Raw genomic sequence first — 15,764 nt, 5'->3', positions numbered from 1 at the left:
ATGTCTTGGTGACCGGAATTACCGGTGTTTCTTTTCAGCCGATGGCGGTTTCGTCAAGCTCGCGTCGCCGTTTCCATCGTCCGGTTTTCCGTTTGATTTGGGTTCTCCGGCCTGCCGCGTCAGCTTCGCGAAGATCGTCGAGGTCCGGAGCAGGGCGATGAACCGCCCGCGTCGGTTTGCCGGCACGCTGGAGCGGGCACGCATGCGGTAGAGGATGATGGCGATGAAGACGACATAGATGGCGGCGATGAAGCCGAACAGCGCGCCGGGTCCGAACCGTTCCATGGCAAAGGAGGCGGAAAACGGTCCTCCGATCGCCCCGAACGAATAGAAGAGCATCAGCGCCGCGTTGACCAGAACGAACTCGCCGGGTCCGGCACGATCGTTGGCATGCGCGGCCGACAGCGAGAACAGCGGCATGGCGAAGGAGCCGAAGATGAAGACCAGCAGGAAATTCGCAAGCGGGTTGCTGCCGGCCAAAAATGCCAGCGCCAGAGCCGTCACCAATGCGCCGACCGTCGAGACCAGCAGCACCATGCGCCGGTCCCAGCGATCGGAAAGATAGCCGAGCGGATACTGGATCAACGCGCCGCCGATAATGCCGACGCTGACGAAGGTGACGACATCGGTGACCGACATGCCGAGTTCCTCGGCGTAGACCGGTGAGAGCGTGCGGAACGAGCTGTTGGTGACGCCGACCGCGATGCAGCCGATGCAGCCCAGCGGCGAGATGCGGAAGACCCGCGGCAGGTCGAGTTTCACGTCGTCGGGCGCGGTCGGGTTGGAGCGGTCGCCAAGCGACACCGGCACCAGCGACAGGGTGATCATGATCGACATGATGGCGAAGATGGTGAAGCCGCCGGGGCCGAAGACCGGGATCAGGAACTGCGCGCCTGTCACCGAGCAGATATCGACCATGCGATAGAGAGCGAGCACGCGGGCCCGATGCTCGTTCGGCGCCCCGGAATTCAGCCATGCTTCCATGACGGTGAATAGGCCGGCGAAACAGAAGCCAGCGGCGAAGCGGATTACCGACCATATCACCGGATCGATGACCAGAACCAGCATCAGCGTGCCGGCGGAGGCAATAGCGGCCAGCGCCGAGAACGACCGCACATGCCCGACGGCCTTCATGATGCGGCCGATGGCGAGGCAGCCGAGCAGGAACCCGCCGAAGTAGGCGGTGCCCATGAAACCGATGACGGTCGGGGAAAATCCCTCCTGTGCGCCGCGCAGCGCGATCAGCGTACCCTGCAGGCCGTTGCCGCCGAGCAGGATGCCGGCGGCGATGAGGAGGGGAATGAGCGGGCGGAGGGCGGACATTGAAGGGACGCTATAAATCTTTGATTCGTCTATAGTGCTATCACTCGACCGACACGATGCGCCAAAAGCAGACGATCATAGGCCAATTGATTTTCTGCCGAGGGAGAATAAATCTTGTCGCGGACCGTTTAGGTGAACCGATGGCTACGCTGACAGTTTCCGTACCAGACTCCGTCGAGGAATGGATCGACGAAAAGATTCGGACCGGAGAATTCGATACGTCGAGTGATTATTTTGTTGACCTTGTTGAGCGCGACCGTGCCTTGGCGGACGACGACGCGGAAGAACTTGGGCGCATCGTCGAAGAGGCCCGTGCCAGTGGATTTAGCGATCGCACGGTGGATGATATTTTTTCCGCAGCGGTAGAGCGCGCTCGCGCCAAAGGCACCCTCCGTGACTGACTATCGGCTTTCGCGGCGAGCGGAAGCCGATCTCGGCAAAATATTTGACTACAGTCTCCAGCACTTTGGGCTGAACCAGGCGAAACGCTATCGGGCGAGCCTCCTAACCTGCCTTTCGACGTTGGCCGACCACCTCAGGCTGGGAAGGCTTGCACGATCAGTGGGCGGCAATGTGCGACGCCACGAACATTAGAGCCATGTCATTCTCTATGAGGAGGGAGCGGACGGCATTGACGTGCTGGCCTTCGTGCATGCATGACGCATAAACCTTCGACGGCTGCTGAGCTAACCTCGCAACCTTGACAAACCGCACCTCCCATGCGCTTTTCCGCGCAAATTTCGGGCCGCATGCGTCGGTCCGGTCAGCAAATCATTGCCGGAAAACAGACCATGCATCGCTACCGCAGCCATACCTGCGCACAATTGAGGAAATCGGAAGTCGGGCAGGCGGTGCGCCTGTCGGGCTGGGTGCATCGCGTCCGCGACCATGGCGGGCTGCTGTTCATCGACCTGCGCGACCATTACGGCATCACCCAGATCGTCGCCGATCCGGATTCGCCGGCCTTCAAGGTGGCCGAGACGGTGCGCGGCGAGTGGGTGATCCGCGTCGACGGCGAGGTCAAGGCGCGCATGGACGAGACCGTCAACAAGACCATGGCGACCGGCGAGATCGAGCTCTATGCCAGCGAGATCGAGGTACTGTCGGCGGCGAAGGAGTTGCCGCTGCCGGTGTTCGGCGAGCCGGACTATCCCGAGGATATCCGCTTAAAATATCGGTTCCTCGACCTGCGCCGCGATACGCTGCACAAAAACATCGTGGCGCGCACGAAAATCATCGCCGAGATGCGCAAGCGCATGGGCGAGGCGGGTTTCACGGAATTCTCGACGCCGATCCTGACCGCGTCGTCGCCGGAAGGGGCGCGCGACTTCCTCGTGCCGAGCCGCATCCATCCCGGCACCTTCTACGCGCTGCCGCAGGCGCCACAGCAGTACAAGCAGCTGATCATGGTGTCCGGCTTCGACCGCTATTTCCAGATAGCGCCGTGCTTTCGCGACGAAGACCCGCGCGCCGACCGCCTGCCCGGCGAGTTCTACCAGCTCGACCTCGAGATGAGTTTCGTCGAGCAAGACGATGTGCTGGGCACGATGGAGCCGGTGCTGCGCGGCGTGTTCGAGGCATTCGCCGAAGGCAAGCCGGTGACGCAGGAGTTCCCGCGCATCCCGTATGATGTCGCGATCCGCAAATACGGTTCCGACAAGCCCGACCTGCGCAACCCGATCGAGATGCAGGCGGTGTCCGAGCATTTCCGCGGTTCGGGTTTCAAGGTGTTCGCCGGCATTCTGGCCAACGATCCGAAAGCCGAGGTCTGGGCCGTGCCGGCCAAGACGGGTGGCAGCCGCGCCTTCTGCGACCGCATGAATTCATGGGCGCAGGGCGAGGGCCAGCCCGGCCTCGGTTACATCTTCTGGCGTAAGGAGGGCGAAAAACTGGAAGGCGCAGGCCCGATCGCCAAGAACATCGGCGAAGAGCGCACCGAGGCGATCCGTCAGCAACTCGGCCTCGCCGAGGGCGACGCCGCTTTCTTCATCGCCGGCAATCCCGAAAAATTCTACAAGTTCGCGGGCGCGGCACGCACTCGGGCGGGCGAGGAACTGAACCTCGTCGACCGTGAGCGTTTTGCGCTGTGCTGGATCGTCGATTTCCCGTTCTTCGAATGGAACGAGGACGAGAAGAAGATCGACTTCGCTCACAATCCGTTCTCCATGCCGCAGGGCGGCATCGACGGGCTGAACGGCGCCGATCCGTTGAGCCTCAAGGCGTTCCAGTACGACATGGTCTGCAACGGTTTCGAAATCGCATCCGGCGGCATCCGCAACCATCTGCCGGAGACGATGGTGAAGGCGTTCGAGATGGTCGGGCTGGACCGCGCGACGGTGGAGGAGCGTTTCGGCGGCCTCTACCGCGCCTTCCAGTATGGCGCGCCGCCGCATGGCGGCATGGCGGCCGGCGTCGACCGCATCGTCATGCTGCTGGTCGGCGCGACCAACCTGCGCGAAGTCACCATGTTCCCGATGAATCAGCAGGCCTACGACCTCTTGATGAATGCGCCGTCGCCGGCGACACCCACGCAGCTTCGCGAACTGTCGCTGCGGGTCGTGGCGGACAAGAAGCCGGCCTGACCGATGGGCGCGGCGGGAGCAAAAAACCTGCCGCGCGTCCTCGTCACCGGCTTCGAGCCGTTTCCCGGCGCACCGGTCAACCCGACGCAAAGGCTTGTCGAGCGTCTGCGCAGCGAGCCGCCGAGGATCGAAGGCATGGCGGCCTTCCGAGCCGAGCTGCTGCCTGTCGACTACGAGGCGATAGGACCGCGCCTGTCGCATATCGGCAGAACCTTCGCGCCGGACATAGCCCTGCATTTCGGACTGGCTCATGCCTGCGGCGGCTTTCGGCTCGAACGGCTGGCGCGCAACAGCTTCCTGAACGCAAAGCCCGGCAATAGCGGTTTCACGCCCGTGGACGGTCCGATCTGCAAGGCGCCGGCGTTGCTGCAATCACGCCTGCCGCTTCAGGCCATCCACGATGCACTCACCGCAGAGGGGCTGCCCGTCGTGTGGTCCGACGATGCCGGCGGTTATCTCTGCAATGTCGTGCTGACATTGTCGCTGGCCGCCGCCTGCGAGGGCTTTTCGCCGCGCATCAGCGGCTTCATTCATGTGCCGATGGTCGGCGAGGGCTGCGCCTTGTCGAAGGCGGATTTTATCCGTGGATTCGGGATCGTCCTGCGGACGGTGCTGGCCGGCGAGGCGGCTATTTGGCCGCCTGCGCCACCCAGCCAGCGGGAAGCAGATACGAGGCCGAGCGCCTGAACAGGCCGATCGTGCCGTCTGCCGCTTGCCCGAAACCGCTCCTGACCAGCGCATATCCGTCGGCACTCCTGCGGAACACCATCTGGCTGCCGGCGACGACGTTCCCGTAGAACCCTTCGGCTCGCGGGGCCGTCGTGTCGAAAACGGCATGCCAGCCGGCCTCCCGCGATGCCGAGACGGCGATGGCGTTGCCGACAGGATCGGGAACGGTGCGACATATTCCGGAGATCAGCGGATAGTCGAAGCCGTTCCGGCCGACGATCTGCGACTGCATCGCCGCTTCGCATTCGGCGACCGTCGTCCATTGCGCCGGCGTCTCCGCGATGTACTCGCAGAGTTTCGCGTCGCAATCGCAACCAATGACGGTCATCGCGACCAAGGCGGTCTTGATCATGGAAAATCCCTCTGAATCGACGCAAATGTCGCGCGGGATCGGGGCTGCAATTGGACCGGATTGCGGAGGAATGTCGGCGGGTCGGACAAGGTGACGAAAGCCCCCACGGTGTTGCGGCCGCAACAAAAAAGCCCGGCGCGACGGCCGGGCTTTTCCTGGAACGGCAGAGCCCAGCCTATTCGTCTTCGTTCGCCGAAACCGTAACGCCGAGCGACTTGGTGAGGTCGAGCGGGTTCGCCATGCCGGCCGCTGCAATCTGCGAGAATGGCACGGGCGCGGCAGGCTCGGCCGAGACTTCCAGGCTCTGCGGATCGTCCAGATATTTCGTCACCGCGTCGGTGATCGCTGCCGAAAGCTCCGGATTGTTGAGCTGGGCGGTAAGGAACGGCACGATCGCCTTGGCCTGGTTCTTGATGTCCTCGGGCTTCATGTTCTGCATCTTGGCGATGTAGTCGACCGCCTTGTTGGTCAGCGAATCGTCGTCCCAGCGGATACTGGCCGTGTTCAGAACCAACTGCTGCATGAGGCCGAGCATGGCTAGGCCCTGGGCGGAATTGTCGCCGCCGGCCGGCTGTTCCGCCATCTTCTTCTGCAGGTCCTGCATGGCCTTGATGAAGTCCAGCGTATAGCCGCCGAAATCGAAGGTCATGCCGAAGGTACCGGCGCCGTCGACGGTTATGTCGTAGGTGGACATGGCCATGCGGCCGTCGCTGGGCTGCCACGAGCCTGCGAAATCCAGCGAACCGGTAATGTTCTGATAGCCCATCGCCTCGATCGCGGCCTTGGCTTGCGGATCCTCGACGAGCGACAGGTCGGCGGAGAATTTATCGGCGCCGGCCGTGAATTCCATCGCCTTGTCGGCGGCGGGAGCGGTAAGCTCGGCCGTGAAATTCTCCATGGAGAATGCCGGCTTGTCACCCATCTTGACGTTGAAGCTTGCCAGTTCCGCGCCTTCGTAGAAGAGCAGGTTGGCGATCGGATCGGTCGATCCGGCAGCCGGCAGCTTGACCCCCGTCAGCTTGAACGGGCTGATCTCGATCGTCGCGCCGTCCTCCGTCGTGGAATAGGGATCGGTCGTGATCGATTCGATCCGGTAGCCGCCATTGTCTTCGCTGACGCCGTCGAAGCTGAGCTTGCCGATGTTCATCGGGGTCGGATTGCCGGCCGCCTTGAAGCTCACGCCTTCCAGCGCGAAAGCCGAGCCGCTGCCCGTCACCGACGACCAACTGACATCCATGCCTTGCTGCGAAACCAGTTGCTTGAGGCGATCGGCGACGGCGGTCGCGTCCTGCGCCTGGGCCGCAAATGCCGCCGAAGTCAAAAGAAATGTAGAAAGGGCGAGCTTGCTGAAAAGATGTCGGTGGACGGACATTGTCGTTCCCTGAGATTTCCTGGGGTTGTCTTTTATCCCTGCGCCTTCCCTGTTCTTGAAGAACTGGTCCGGAAAAAGGCATGTCGGCCACATTGGCCAAAATTGCTGGAAAAATGCAAGAAGCGCTGCGCGGGCTTGGTGAACGCCTTCTGGCACTTGCCGCGAATCACACGTTTCGCTAACCCGGCGCCATGGGCAAGGAGCTTCCGCCGCAAGATCCAGGCGGCGATTCGATAGAACCGGTCGACCTCAAGAAGGCGCTCGAGGAGCGTTACCTTGCCTATGCGCTGTCGACCATCATGCACCGCGCCCTGCCGGATGTCCGCGATGGGCTGAAGCCGGTGCATCGTCGCATCATGCATGCGATGCGGCTTCTGCGCCTCAATCCCGACCAGGGTTTCGCCAAATGCGCCCGCATCGTCGGCGAGGTGATGGGCAAATTCCATCCGCATGGCGACCAGTCGATCTACGACGCGCTGGTGCGCCTCGCCCAGGAATTTTCCGTGCGCTACCCGCTGGTCGACGGGCAGGGCAATTTCGGCAACATCGACGGCGATAACCCGGCGGCCATGCGCTACACCGAGGCGCGCATGACCGAGGTGGCCACCGCGCTGCTGGAAGGCATCACCGAGGACGCCGTCGATTTCCGCCCGACCTACAATGAGGAGGACGAGGAGCCGGTCGTCCTGCCGGGCGCTTTTCCGAACCTTCTGGCCAACGGGTCGAGCGGCATCGCGGTCGGCATGGCCACTTCGATCCCGCCGCACAATGCCGCGGAGTTGTGCGATGCCGCGCTGCATCTCATTGAAAAGCCCGAGGCTTCCGTCGCCGACCTAATGCAGTTCGTGCAGGGGCCGGATTTCCCGACCGGCGGCATCATCGTCGACGGTCGCGACATGATCCAGGACGCCTACGAGACCGGCCGCGGCGGGTTCCGCTTGCGGGCGCGCTATGCGACCGAGGATCAGGGCAGGGGCACCTGGCAGATCGTCGTCACCGAGATCCCGTATCAGGTGCAGAAGGCGAAACTCGTCGAAAAGATCGCGGAATTGCTGGTCGCGAGAAAACTGCCGCTGCTGGAGGACGTGCGCGACGAGAGCGCCGAGGACATTCGCCTCGTTCTGATGCCGAAAAGCCGGACCGTCGATCCCAGCCTGCTGATGGAATCGCTGTTCAAGCTCAGCGACCTGGAAGTCCGTTTTCCGTTGAATATGAACGTCCTGTCGCGCGGAAAAGTGCCGAACGTCCTGTCGCTGAAGAGCGCCTTGCAGGAATGGCTGGAGCACCGCAAGGAAGTTCTGATCCGGCGCTCGAAACATCGGCTGGCCGAGATCGAGCGGCGGCTGGAGATCCTTGCCGGCTATCTGATCGCCTATCTCAACATCGACGAGGTGATCCGGATCATCCGCGAGGAGGATGAGCCGAAGCAGGTGATGATGGCCCGCTGGTCGCTCACCGACAACCAGGCCGAAGCCATCCTCAACATGCGGCTACGGGCCTTGCGAAAGCTTGAGGAGATCGAGATCCGCAAGGAATTCGATGGGCTTAGCGCCGAGAAGGCGCAGATCGAGGCGTTGCTCGCCTCCGATGCCAAGCAGTGGCAGACGGTGTCCTGGCAGATCCAGAAGGCGCGGCGCGACTTTGGGCCGGAGGACAATCCGGAACTCGGCAAGCGCCGCACGACCTTTGCCGACGCCCCGGACCATGACGTCGCGGACATCCACCACGCGATGATCGAGAAGGAACCGGTGACCGTCGTGGTCTCTGCCAAGGGCTGGCTGCGGGCGATGAAAGGCCATTTGACAGACCTTTCGCTGCTGACCTTCAAGGAGGGCGACAGCCTGAAGCTGGCGTTTCCGGCGCAGACCACTGACAAGATCCTGGTGTTCACGACGGGCGGAAAATTCTACACGATCGGCGCCGACCGGCTGCCCGGCGGGCGCGGGCATGGCGAGCCGATCCGCATCATCGTCGACATGGAGAACGACCAGGACATCGTCACCGCTTTTGTCCACGATCCGAAGCGGCGGCTGATGCTGGTGTCGCGCGACGGAAACGGTTTTATCGTTCCGGAACAAGAGGTTGCAGCCAATACCCGCAAGGGCAAGCAGGTGATGAACGTGAAGTCGCCGGACGAGGCGGTGCGGTGTATTCCGGTGTCGGGCGACCATGTCGCGATCGTTGGCGAGAACCGCAAGATGCTGGTGTTCGCGCTGTCGGAAGTGGTTGAAATGACACGCGGAAAGGGTGTCCGCCTGCAGCGTTACAAGGATGGCGGCGTGCTCGACATAAAACTGTTCGGCATGGATGACGGCCTGACCTGGCAGGATACTTCCGGCCGCACCTTTACCCGCTCGAAAGCTGAACTCGCCGAGTGGCTGGGCAACCGCGCCGCTGCTGGGCGCATGGTTCCGAAGGGTTTTCCGCGCTCGGGCAAGTTCGGCTGAGCGCCGAAGGGCGGGGACAGGAGTCCCCGCTGCAAATTCCGGTGAAGTCCGGAATATCGTTGAATCGCAACAGGTTGGAATTCAGCCATCGGGAAAATCGGCTCGTGCGCTTCACGCGAGGGCCGTTTTTGGCTGTTAGCGCTTCACGAAAGCGCTTTCGGCATTGCCGACGAGGTCGATCAGCTTGGCGGGAATTGACGCCAAAGTCATTCCGGCTTCGTCGTCTGGTGCGCCAGCCAACCTTCCACATCGCCCCAGTAGTCGACTGAAGCAGGGAGATCGCTGCGTCAGGCGTCGGACTGGGACAAGATCGATCTGGATGCTGCCGGTTCGATGTGTACAAGTACGATCGCACTCTCGCAGTGCAGTATATTGACGGAGAATGATCGTTCGCATAAAGTGAGAATGAGCGTTCACTTTTCCCGACGGCATTGTGCATGGACGATTTGATCGAAAATTCCTACAGACCGTTCGAGCCGGTGGAAGCGCAAGCGTCGAGCCGGGCCGAGCGCCGCGAGCAACAGACGCAGCGTATCCTCGATGCGGCGAAGGCGTGTTTCATCCGTTCCGGCTTCAACGGCGCCTCGATGCACGACATCTGTGCGGCGGTCGGCATGAGCCCCGGCGCGCTCTACCGCTACTTTCCGTCGAAGGAAGCCATCGTCGAGGCGATCTGCGAGAGGGATCGGCGCGACGACGCGGTGCTGTTCGCAAGGGTGCTGCAGGAGCCGGATGTCGTCGAAGGTCTGGTGATGGGGGCGATGGCCCATATCCGGCACATGCATGAGGACGACAACGCCAAGCTCTTTGCCGAAATCTGCTCGGAGGCCATGCGCAACCAAGCGGTCGAGACGACCTGCATGAAAAACATGGCCGAAGTCCAGCAGATGTTCGCCGGCTACATTGGCGGCGCGGTCGAGCGCGGCGAGATCGATCCTCCCGTCGGGCTGGATGTGCTGCTGCCGACGCTGATGTCGATCGCCCACGGCATGGCGCTGAACGACCTGCCGGCGATGCGCGTGCCGCTCGATAAACTGGAAGTGCTGCTCAGGGCGATGGTGGTGGGCATGCTGAGGCCGACCAAATGTCTCGAGACCGCCTGAACCCTACAAATTTGTCTCCTCTCGCGAGAGAAGAAATGGTCCGTAACAAGTCGTTTTCCGCGTTCGCCTTCATCCTTGCCGCCGCAACCGCGTTGGCCGGGCTGCCGTCCCAAGGCATGGCGGCAAGCGAAGCCGCTCCGGTTCATACGCAGGCGCCGCCTGCGATCCGCGTCATCACGGCCGAGCGCAAGGAACTGGTCGAGACGCTGTCGGTCAACGGCACCATCGTCGCCCGCAACGAAGCCGCCGCCGGCACCGATCTGAACGGCATGATCGTCACGGCGCTCAACGCCGATATCGGCGATACCGTGAAGAAGGGCGACGTGCTGGCAGTGCTGGACCGCTCGATGCTGGACACCCAGCTTGCCCAGATGCAGGCGACACGCGCCCAGGGCGAGGCGAGCGTCGCCCAAATGGAAGCGCAGATCGCCGATGCCCGCATCGGGGTGAAGCAGGCCGACGAGGCATTGCAGCGCGCCGACGCCTTGAAGAAGAAGGCGGTGGGGACGCAGGCCGAACTCGACAATGCCGAAAACGCGGCTGCCAGCGCCAGGGCCAAGACGGAATCGGCGGTCAAGGCGCTGGGCGCCACGACCGCGCAACTGGCGGTGATCGACGCGCAGATCAAGGGTATCGAGGTGCAGATCGCCAAGACCGAGGTTCGCGCCCCCGCCGACGGGCTGGTGCTGGCGCGCGCCGCGACGGTCGGAGACGTCGTGTCGCCGAGCAGCGGCCCGCTGTTCCGCATGGCAATCGATGCCGAGTTCGAGCTTGAGGCCAGCGTCGCCGAAACCGCGCTGCCGCGTCTTGCGGTCGGCATGAAGGCGCAGATATCGCTCCCCGGCGTCGAAAGCACGATCGCCGGCACCATCCGCCGCATTGCGCCGGAGGTCGACATGAAATCCCGGCTCGGCCTTGTCCGCCTTGCGCTTCCGAAGGATGCCCCGGCACGCGCCGGCAGCTTTGCGCGCGGCCAGATCGAGCTGGTGCGCCGCGACGGCATTTCGGTGCCGATCTCCGCCGTGCTCTATCAGGGCGAGACGCCGCTTCTGCAGGTCGTGCGCGACGGGCGTGTCGCGACGACCCCGGTCAAGCTCGGCACCCGTGCGGCTGGCAGCGTCGAGATCGTGTCCGGCGTCGGGGAAGGCGAGGAAGTGGTTGCCCGCGCAGGCACGTTCGTCGCCGACGGCGACATGGTCACGCCGGTGCGCGCCGACACGACCGGAGCAATCATGCCATGAGCTGGAATTTCTCCGCCTGGTCGATCCGCAATCCGGTTCCGCCGATCCTGCTGTTCATCGTGCTCACCGTGCTTGGGCTGATGAGCTTCGACAAACTGCCAGTCACCCGCTTTCCCAACATCGACGTGCCGCTGGTAGCAGTCACCGTCACCGACCCCGGCGTCGCGCCGAGCGAATTGGAGACGCAGGTGACCAAGCGGGTCGAGGACGCGGTCGCCAATATAACGGGCGTCAAGAACGTCACCTCGACCATCACCGAGGGCAATTCGGAGACGTTGATCGAGTTCCGCCTGGAGGTCGACACGCAGACGGCCGTCAACGACGTCAAGGACGCCGTCGAGCGCATTCGCAGCGACCTGCCGGCGACGGCCGACGAGCCCGTCGTCAAGCGCATCGACGTGGAGGGCCAGGCGATCCTGACCTATGCCGTCTCGGCCCCTGCGATGACGCTGGAGGAACTGTCGTGGTTCGTCGACGACACGGTGATCCGCAAGCTGCAAGGGCTGAAAGGCGTTGCCCGTGTCGACCGCTACGGGGGCGTGACGCGCGAGATCAAGGTCGACCTCGACCCCGACCGGCTGAATGCGCTGGGCGTGACGGCCGGCGACGTGAACCGCGCGCTGAAGGCAGCCAATGTCGATCTCACCGGCGGCAGCGGAAAGTTCTCCAACCGCGACCAGGCGATCCGCGCGCTGGGCGGCGCCAAGACGGTCGAAGATTTGGAAGCGCTGGAAATCCCGCTTTCGGCGGGCCGCATGGTGAAACTCTCCGACATCGCGACGGTGACCGATGCCTGGGCGGAGCCGAAGAGCTTTGCGCGAGTCAACAGCCAGACCGTGGTGTCGTTTGGCATCTTCCGCGCCAAGGGCGAGAGCGATGTCGGGGTCAACGAGCGCGCCGAGACGGCGATAGCGGCACTTCAGGCTGCCAACCCGGGCGTGACCATCAGCAAGGTCGACGATTCCGTCACCTACACCGAAGGCAACTACGATTCGGCGATGGAGATGCTGCTGGAGGGCGCTGCCCTTTCGGTCATCGTCGTGCTGATCTTCCTGCGCGACATCCGCGCCACGATCGTGGCGGCCACCGCATTGCCATTGTCCATCATCCCGACCTTCTGGGCGCTCGACATGATGGGCTTTTCGCTCAACCTCGTCAGCCTGCTCGGCATCACCCTGGTGGTCGGCATTCTGGTCGACGACGCGATCGTCGAGATCGAGAACATCGTGCGGCACGTCAAGATGGGCAAGTCGCCCTATCGGGCGTCGCTGGAAGCCGCCGACGAGATCGGCCTGGCGGTCATCGCCATTTCGGCGACGATCATGGCGGTGTTCGCGCCGGTGTCGTTCATGGGCGGTATCGCCGGCCAGTATTTCAAGCAGTTCGGCCTGACGGTGGCGGTCGCGGTGTTCTTCTCGCTGCTGGTCGCCCGCCTGCTGACGCCAATGATGGCGGCCTATTTCCTGCGCGGCCACGGCCATGCGGAGCCGAAGCCCGGCATGGTGCTGCGCGGTTACCTGGCGCTGCTGCGCGGCACGCTGCGTTTCCGCTGGCTCACCCTGATCGCTGGCGTCGCCTTCTTCGCCGGCTCGATCTACGCGACGGGCTTCCTGCCGTCGGGTTTCATTCCGCGCGAGGATGCCAGCCGCATCGTCTTCTCGCTGGAACTGCCGCCCGGCAGCCTGCTGGAGGACACCCGCGAGACCACCGACGAGGTGACCAAGCTGATGCGCGAGGTGCCGGAGGTCGAGAACGTCTATGTGATCGGCGGCGCCAGCCCGACCGGCACGCTGGAGACGCGCCGCGCCACCGTGGTGGCCGATCTCGTGCACAAGTCTGAGCGCGACGTGCCGCAATACGAGATCGAGGAGACGCTGCTGCAGAAGCTGGCGGTCATCCCGGACCTGCGGGTCTATTTCGTCAACGACCGTGGCGAGCGGGCGCTGGCTTTTGGCGTGATGGGCAGGGATGGCGCGGTTCTCGATGAACAGGCGCGAAAAATCCAGAGCGCGATGACGGCCAGCGGAAAATTCCGCGCGGTGAGTTCCAACGCGGCGCTCGACCGGCCGGAAGTCATCATCGTGCCGAACCTCGTGCGGATGGCCGAACTCGGCATCTCGACGGCGGCCCTGTCCGAGACGCTGCGCGTCGCCACCATCGGCGACATCGACGCCAATCTGGCGAAGTTCACGGTGGGTGATCGCCAGATCCCGATCCGCGTGCAATTGAACGAGCGGGCGAAGGACGATCTCTCGGTGGTGAGCACGCTGCCTGTGCCGACGCCGGGCGGCGCGACCGTGCCGCTGTCGTCGGTGGCGAGCGTCCGCTTCGGCCAGGGCCCGTCCTCGATCAACCGCTTCAACCGCGAGCGCCGCGTCGTCATCGGCGCCGACATGGCGCAAGGCGCCGAACTCAGCGAGGGCCTCGGCACCGTCTGGGCCTTGCCGGAGGTGAAGAACATGCCGGCCGGCGTGCGCATCCAGGAGACCGGCGACGCGGAAGTGATGGGCGAAGTGTTTTCCGGCTTCGCCACCGCCATGGGCACCGGCCTGATGCTGGTGCTGGTGGTGCTGATCCTGCTGTTCGGCTCGGTGTTCCACTCCTTCACCATTCTTGGTTCATTGCCGTTGGCGATCGGCGGTGTGGTGGCCGCGCTCTGGGCGACCAATTCGGCGGTATCGATGCCCGTCGTCATCGGCATCCTGATGCTGATGGGCATCGTCACCAAGAACGCCATCATGCTGGTCGATTTCGCGGTGGAAGAGGTCAAGCACGGCATTCCGCGCAAGGAGGCGATCATCGACGCAGGCCGCAAGCGCGCCCGGCCGATCGTCATGACCACCATCGCAATGTCGGCAGGCATGGTGCCGGCGGCGATGGGGCTGGGCGACGGCGGCGAGTTCCGCGCACCGATGGCGATCGCGGTGATCGGCGGCCTGCTGGTGTCGACGCTGCTGTCGCTGGTGTTCGTGCCGTCCTTCTACACCATCATGGACGACGCGGCGATCTGGACAGCGAAGGCCTTCCGGTGGCTGGTGCGGCCGAATTCGGCCGACGAGCCGGATTCGGCGCCGGCTCACGGGCATGGGCTGCATGTCGTGCCGAAGCCGGAGGAGCGGTATCCGGTCGCGGCGGAGTAGGGGCGCTAGGGGAAATCCGGGGACAGTTTACTCAATTCCGGAACGTCCGGCTCTCGCATTTCAGCGATACAGATCGGAATTGAGTAAACTGTCCCCGGATTTCCTGCATAGCGCTTCGTCACACGAATCCCACGCTGCCGTGCCATCCTGACGCAAGCGTCACGAAAATTTGCCGTGTGGCAAGGATTTCTGCGCTATAGGGAATGCGGCAGCGCTTGCCGGCCGGCGGGCGCGCCTGTGTGACGTTGCGGAGACCGTGCGTTTGACCCGGCACGAATCCCGAAAGATGCCGACCGAGCCGCGCCTGATGGGCCCGGCGACGCCGACGCGCATCGCAGTCGTGCCGCCGCTGTCGGCGGCGCGCTGGCTGCTGCTTTCGATCATCGCCGCGGGCATCTATTTTTTCCACGGCTTCCTCGTGCCGGTGCTGGCCGCGCTGGTCATCGCCTTCGCCAGCTGGCCGCTCTATCGCCGCCTTCTCGACGCGGTGGAGGGCAGGCGCACCGTGGCGGCGACGATCGCCATACTGGCGATCCTAGTCTTCCTGGTGGTGCCGATCGCCATTGCCGGCACCTATGCCGTGCACGAGGTGCGGCAGTGGATCGGCTGGGCGATCGAGACCAACCGCAACGGCGCGCCGACGCCCGACTGGATCACCGCGCTGCCGTGGGTGGGCGAATGGCTGAATGGGCGCTGGGACCAGTATGTCGGGCATCCCGGCGCCATCGGCGAACTGATCCAGATCACCAGCGGCGCCAATATCGGCAACATCTACCGCGCCGTGCTGGCTGCCGGCGGCGGCGCCTTCAGCCTGCTGCTGACGCTGCTGTTCATGCTGATCGCGCTGTTCTTCGTCTATCGTGATGGCGAATATTTCGCCGCGCAGGTCGATCGCGTCGGCGAGCGCATCGTGCCGACGCGCTGGGGCCGCATCTCGCGTGTCGTGCCGGCGACGATCAGTTCGACCGTCACCGGCATGACGCTGATCGCCATTGGCGAGGGCGTGGTTCTCGGTCTCGCCTACTGGATCGCCGGCGTGCCGTCGCCGGTGACGCTGGGCGTGCTGACCGGTGTCATGGCGCTTATCCCCGGCGGGGCGCCGCTGTCGTTCACGCTGGTGTCGATCTACCTCGTTTCCAGCGGCTCGCACATAGCCGGGCTGGCGCTGTTCATCTGGGGCTCGGTGGAACTCTTCATCGTCGACAAGACGCTGAGGCCGAAACTGGTCGGCGGGCCGATAAAACTGCCGTTTTTGCCGACCTTCTTCGGGCTGATAGGCGGCGTGAAGACCATGGGTTTCCTCGGCCTGTTCATCGGCCCGGTGCTGATGGCGCTGCTGGTGGCGATCTGGCGCGAATGGCTGCGCGAGGTGGAACTGACCGACGAGGCCGCCAACGCCGTGCCGGTCGAGCCGCCGCCGGAGATTCCGCTGGTGTTGGACCATGATCCGTCGGCGAAACGGCAGGCGGGTTAAA

The 15,764-nt window shown here is 63.8% G+C and carries 12 protein-coding genes; 9 read left to right on the top strand and 3 right to left on the bottom strand.

What is annotated here, in order from left to right:
• Positions 1–18: 18 nt before the first annotated feature.
• The gene (locus ACSBOB_RS21195; protein WP_442578058.1) at positions 19–1,323 is read right to left on the bottom strand and encodes an MFS transporter; all 1,305 of its coding nucleotides are present in this window, start codon (positions 1,321–1,323) and stop codon (positions 19–21) included.
• A 140-nt stretch (positions 1,324–1,463) separates the two neighbouring features.
• Here ACSBOB_RS21195 and ACSBOB_RS21190 point away from each other — a divergent pair, with 140 nt between their 5' ends.
• The 4 genes from ACSBOB_RS21190 (at position 1,464) to ACSBOB_RS21175 (ending at position 4,592) form a co-directional block, all read left to right on the top strand.
• Complete coding sequence (locus ACSBOB_RS21190; RefSeq protein WP_442578057.1) at positions 1,464–1,724, top strand: ribbon-helix-helix domain-containing protein; 261 nt, start codon at positions 1,464–1,466, stop codon at positions 1,722–1,724.
• Positions 1,717–1,917, top strand: coding sequence for a type II toxin-antitoxin system RelE/ParE family toxin (locus ACSBOB_RS21185; RefSeq protein ID WP_442578056.1), 201 nt, complete (start codon positions 1,717–1,719; stop codon positions 1,915–1,917). Before ACSBOB_RS21190 ends, ACSBOB_RS21185 begins: the two co-directional genes overlap by 8 nt.
• A 197-nt stretch (positions 1,918–2,114) precedes the next feature.
• Entirely contained in the window at positions 2,115–3,905 is a 1,791-nt protein-coding gene (gene aspS / locus ACSBOB_RS21180) for an aspartate--tRNA ligase (RefSeq protein WP_442578055.1), read from the top strand.
• Positions 3,906–3,908: 3 nt separating this feature from the next.
• Positions 3,909–4,592, top strand: a complete 684-nt coding sequence (locus ACSBOB_RS21175) for a pyroglutamyl-peptidase I family protein (RefSeq protein WP_442578054.1) — start codon at positions 3,909–3,911, stop codon at positions 4,590–4,592.
• Here ACSBOB_RS21175 and ACSBOB_RS21170 read toward each other — a convergent pair.
• On the bottom strand, positions 4,534–4,986 hold the full coding sequence (locus ACSBOB_RS21170; protein ID WP_442578053.1) for a hypothetical protein: 453 nt from the start codon (positions 4,984–4,986) through the stop codon (positions 4,534–4,536). The two genes, ACSBOB_RS21175 and ACSBOB_RS21170, sit on opposite strands and share 59 nt — an antisense overlap.
• Positions 4,987–5,161: 175 nt before the next feature.
• A complete protein-coding gene (locus ACSBOB_RS21165; protein WP_442578052.1) occupies positions 5,162–6,358 on the bottom strand; it encodes a hypothetical protein in 1,197 nt (398 codons plus the stop codon).
• 191 nt (positions 6,359–6,549) lie between these two features.
• Here ACSBOB_RS21165 and parC point away from each other — a divergent pair, with 191 nt between their 5' ends.
• The 5 genes from parC (at position 6,550) to ACSBOB_RS21140 (ending at position 15,763) form a co-directional block, all read left to right on the top strand.
• Positions 6,550–8,805, top strand: a complete 2,256-nt coding sequence (gene parC, locus ACSBOB_RS21160; protein ID WP_442578051.1) for a DNA topoisomerase IV subunit A — start codon at positions 6,550–6,552, stop codon at positions 8,803–8,805.
• Between the two features lie 437 nt (positions 8,806–9,242).
• On the top strand, positions 9,243–9,908 hold the full coding sequence (locus ACSBOB_RS21155; RefSeq protein WP_442578050.1) for a TetR/AcrR family transcriptional regulator: 666 nt from the start codon (positions 9,243–9,245) through the stop codon (positions 9,906–9,908).
• Between the two features lie 35 nt (positions 9,909–9,943).
• Complete coding sequence (locus tag ACSBOB_RS21150; protein ID WP_442578049.1) at positions 9,944–11,149, top strand: efflux RND transporter periplasmic adaptor subunit; 1,206 nt, start codon at positions 9,944–9,946, stop codon at positions 11,147–11,149.
• Positions 11,146–14,289 (top strand): efflux RND transporter permease subunit, encoded by a 3,144-nt coding sequence (locus tag ACSBOB_RS21145; protein ID WP_442578048.1) that lies wholly within the window; start codon positions 11,146–11,148, stop codon positions 14,287–14,289. The genes ACSBOB_RS21150 and ACSBOB_RS21145 overlap by 4 nt, the downstream gene beginning before the upstream one ends.
• Positions 14,290–14,575: 286 nt before the next feature.
• Positions 14,576–15,763 (top strand): AI-2E family transporter, encoded by a 1,188-nt coding sequence (locus ACSBOB_RS21140; protein WP_442583786.1) that lies wholly within the window; start codon positions 14,576–14,578, stop codon positions 15,761–15,763.
• Position 15,764 lies beyond the last annotated feature (1 nt).

The sequence above is a fragment of the Mesorhizobium sp. KACC 23794 genome (assembly GCF_052180275.1).
GTDB lineage: Bacteria > Pseudomonadota > Alphaproteobacteria > Rhizobiales > Rhizobiaceae > Kumtagia.
This window is presented reverse-complemented; position numbering and strand designations above follow the sequence as displayed.

What these genes read in the sequence shown, in the direction of transcription:
- ACSBOB_RS21195 (WP_442578058.1), bottom strand. Translation starts at nt 1,323, where the DNA reads ATGTCCGCCCTCCGCCCGCTCATTCCCCTCCTCATCGCCGCCGGCATC.
- ACSBOB_RS21190 (WP_442578057.1), top strand. Translation starts at nt 1,464, where the DNA reads ATGGCTACGCTGACAGTTTCCGTACCAGACTCCGTCGAGGAATGGATC.
- aspS (WP_442578055.1), top strand. Translation starts at nt 2,115, where the DNA reads ATGCATCGCTACCGCAGCCATACCTGCGCACAATTGAGGAAATCGGAA.
- ACSBOB_RS21175 (WP_442578054.1), top strand. Translation starts at nt 3,909, where the DNA reads ATGGGCGCGGCGGGAGCAAAAAACCTGCCGCGCGTCCTCGTCACCGGC.
- ACSBOB_RS21170 (WP_442578053.1), bottom strand. Translation starts at nt 4,986, where the DNA reads ATGATCAAGACCGCCTTGGTCGCGATGACCGTCATTGGTTGCGATTGC.
- ACSBOB_RS21165 (WP_442578052.1), bottom strand. Translation starts at nt 6,358, where the DNA reads ATGTCCGTCCACCGACATCTTTTCAGCAAGCTCGCCCTTTCTACATTT.
- parC (WP_442578051.1), top strand. Translation starts at nt 6,550, where the DNA reads ATGGGCAAGGAGCTTCCGCCGCAAGATCCAGGCGGCGATTCGATAGAA.
- ACSBOB_RS21155 (WP_442578050.1), top strand. Translation starts at nt 9,243, where the DNA reads ATGGACGATTTGATCGAAAATTCCTACAGACCGTTCGAGCCGGTGGAA.
- ACSBOB_RS21150 (WP_442578049.1), top strand. Translation starts at nt 9,944, where the DNA reads ATGGTCCGTAACAAGTCGTTTTCCGCGTTCGCCTTCATCCTTGCCGCC.
- ACSBOB_RS21145 (WP_442578048.1), top strand. Translation starts at nt 11,146, where the DNA reads ATGAGCTGGAATTTCTCCGCCTGGTCGATCCGCAATCCGGTTCCGCCG.
- ACSBOB_RS21140 (WP_442583786.1), top strand. Translation starts at nt 14,576, where the DNA reads ATGCCGACCGAGCCGCGCCTGATGGGCCCGGCGACGCCGACGCGCATC.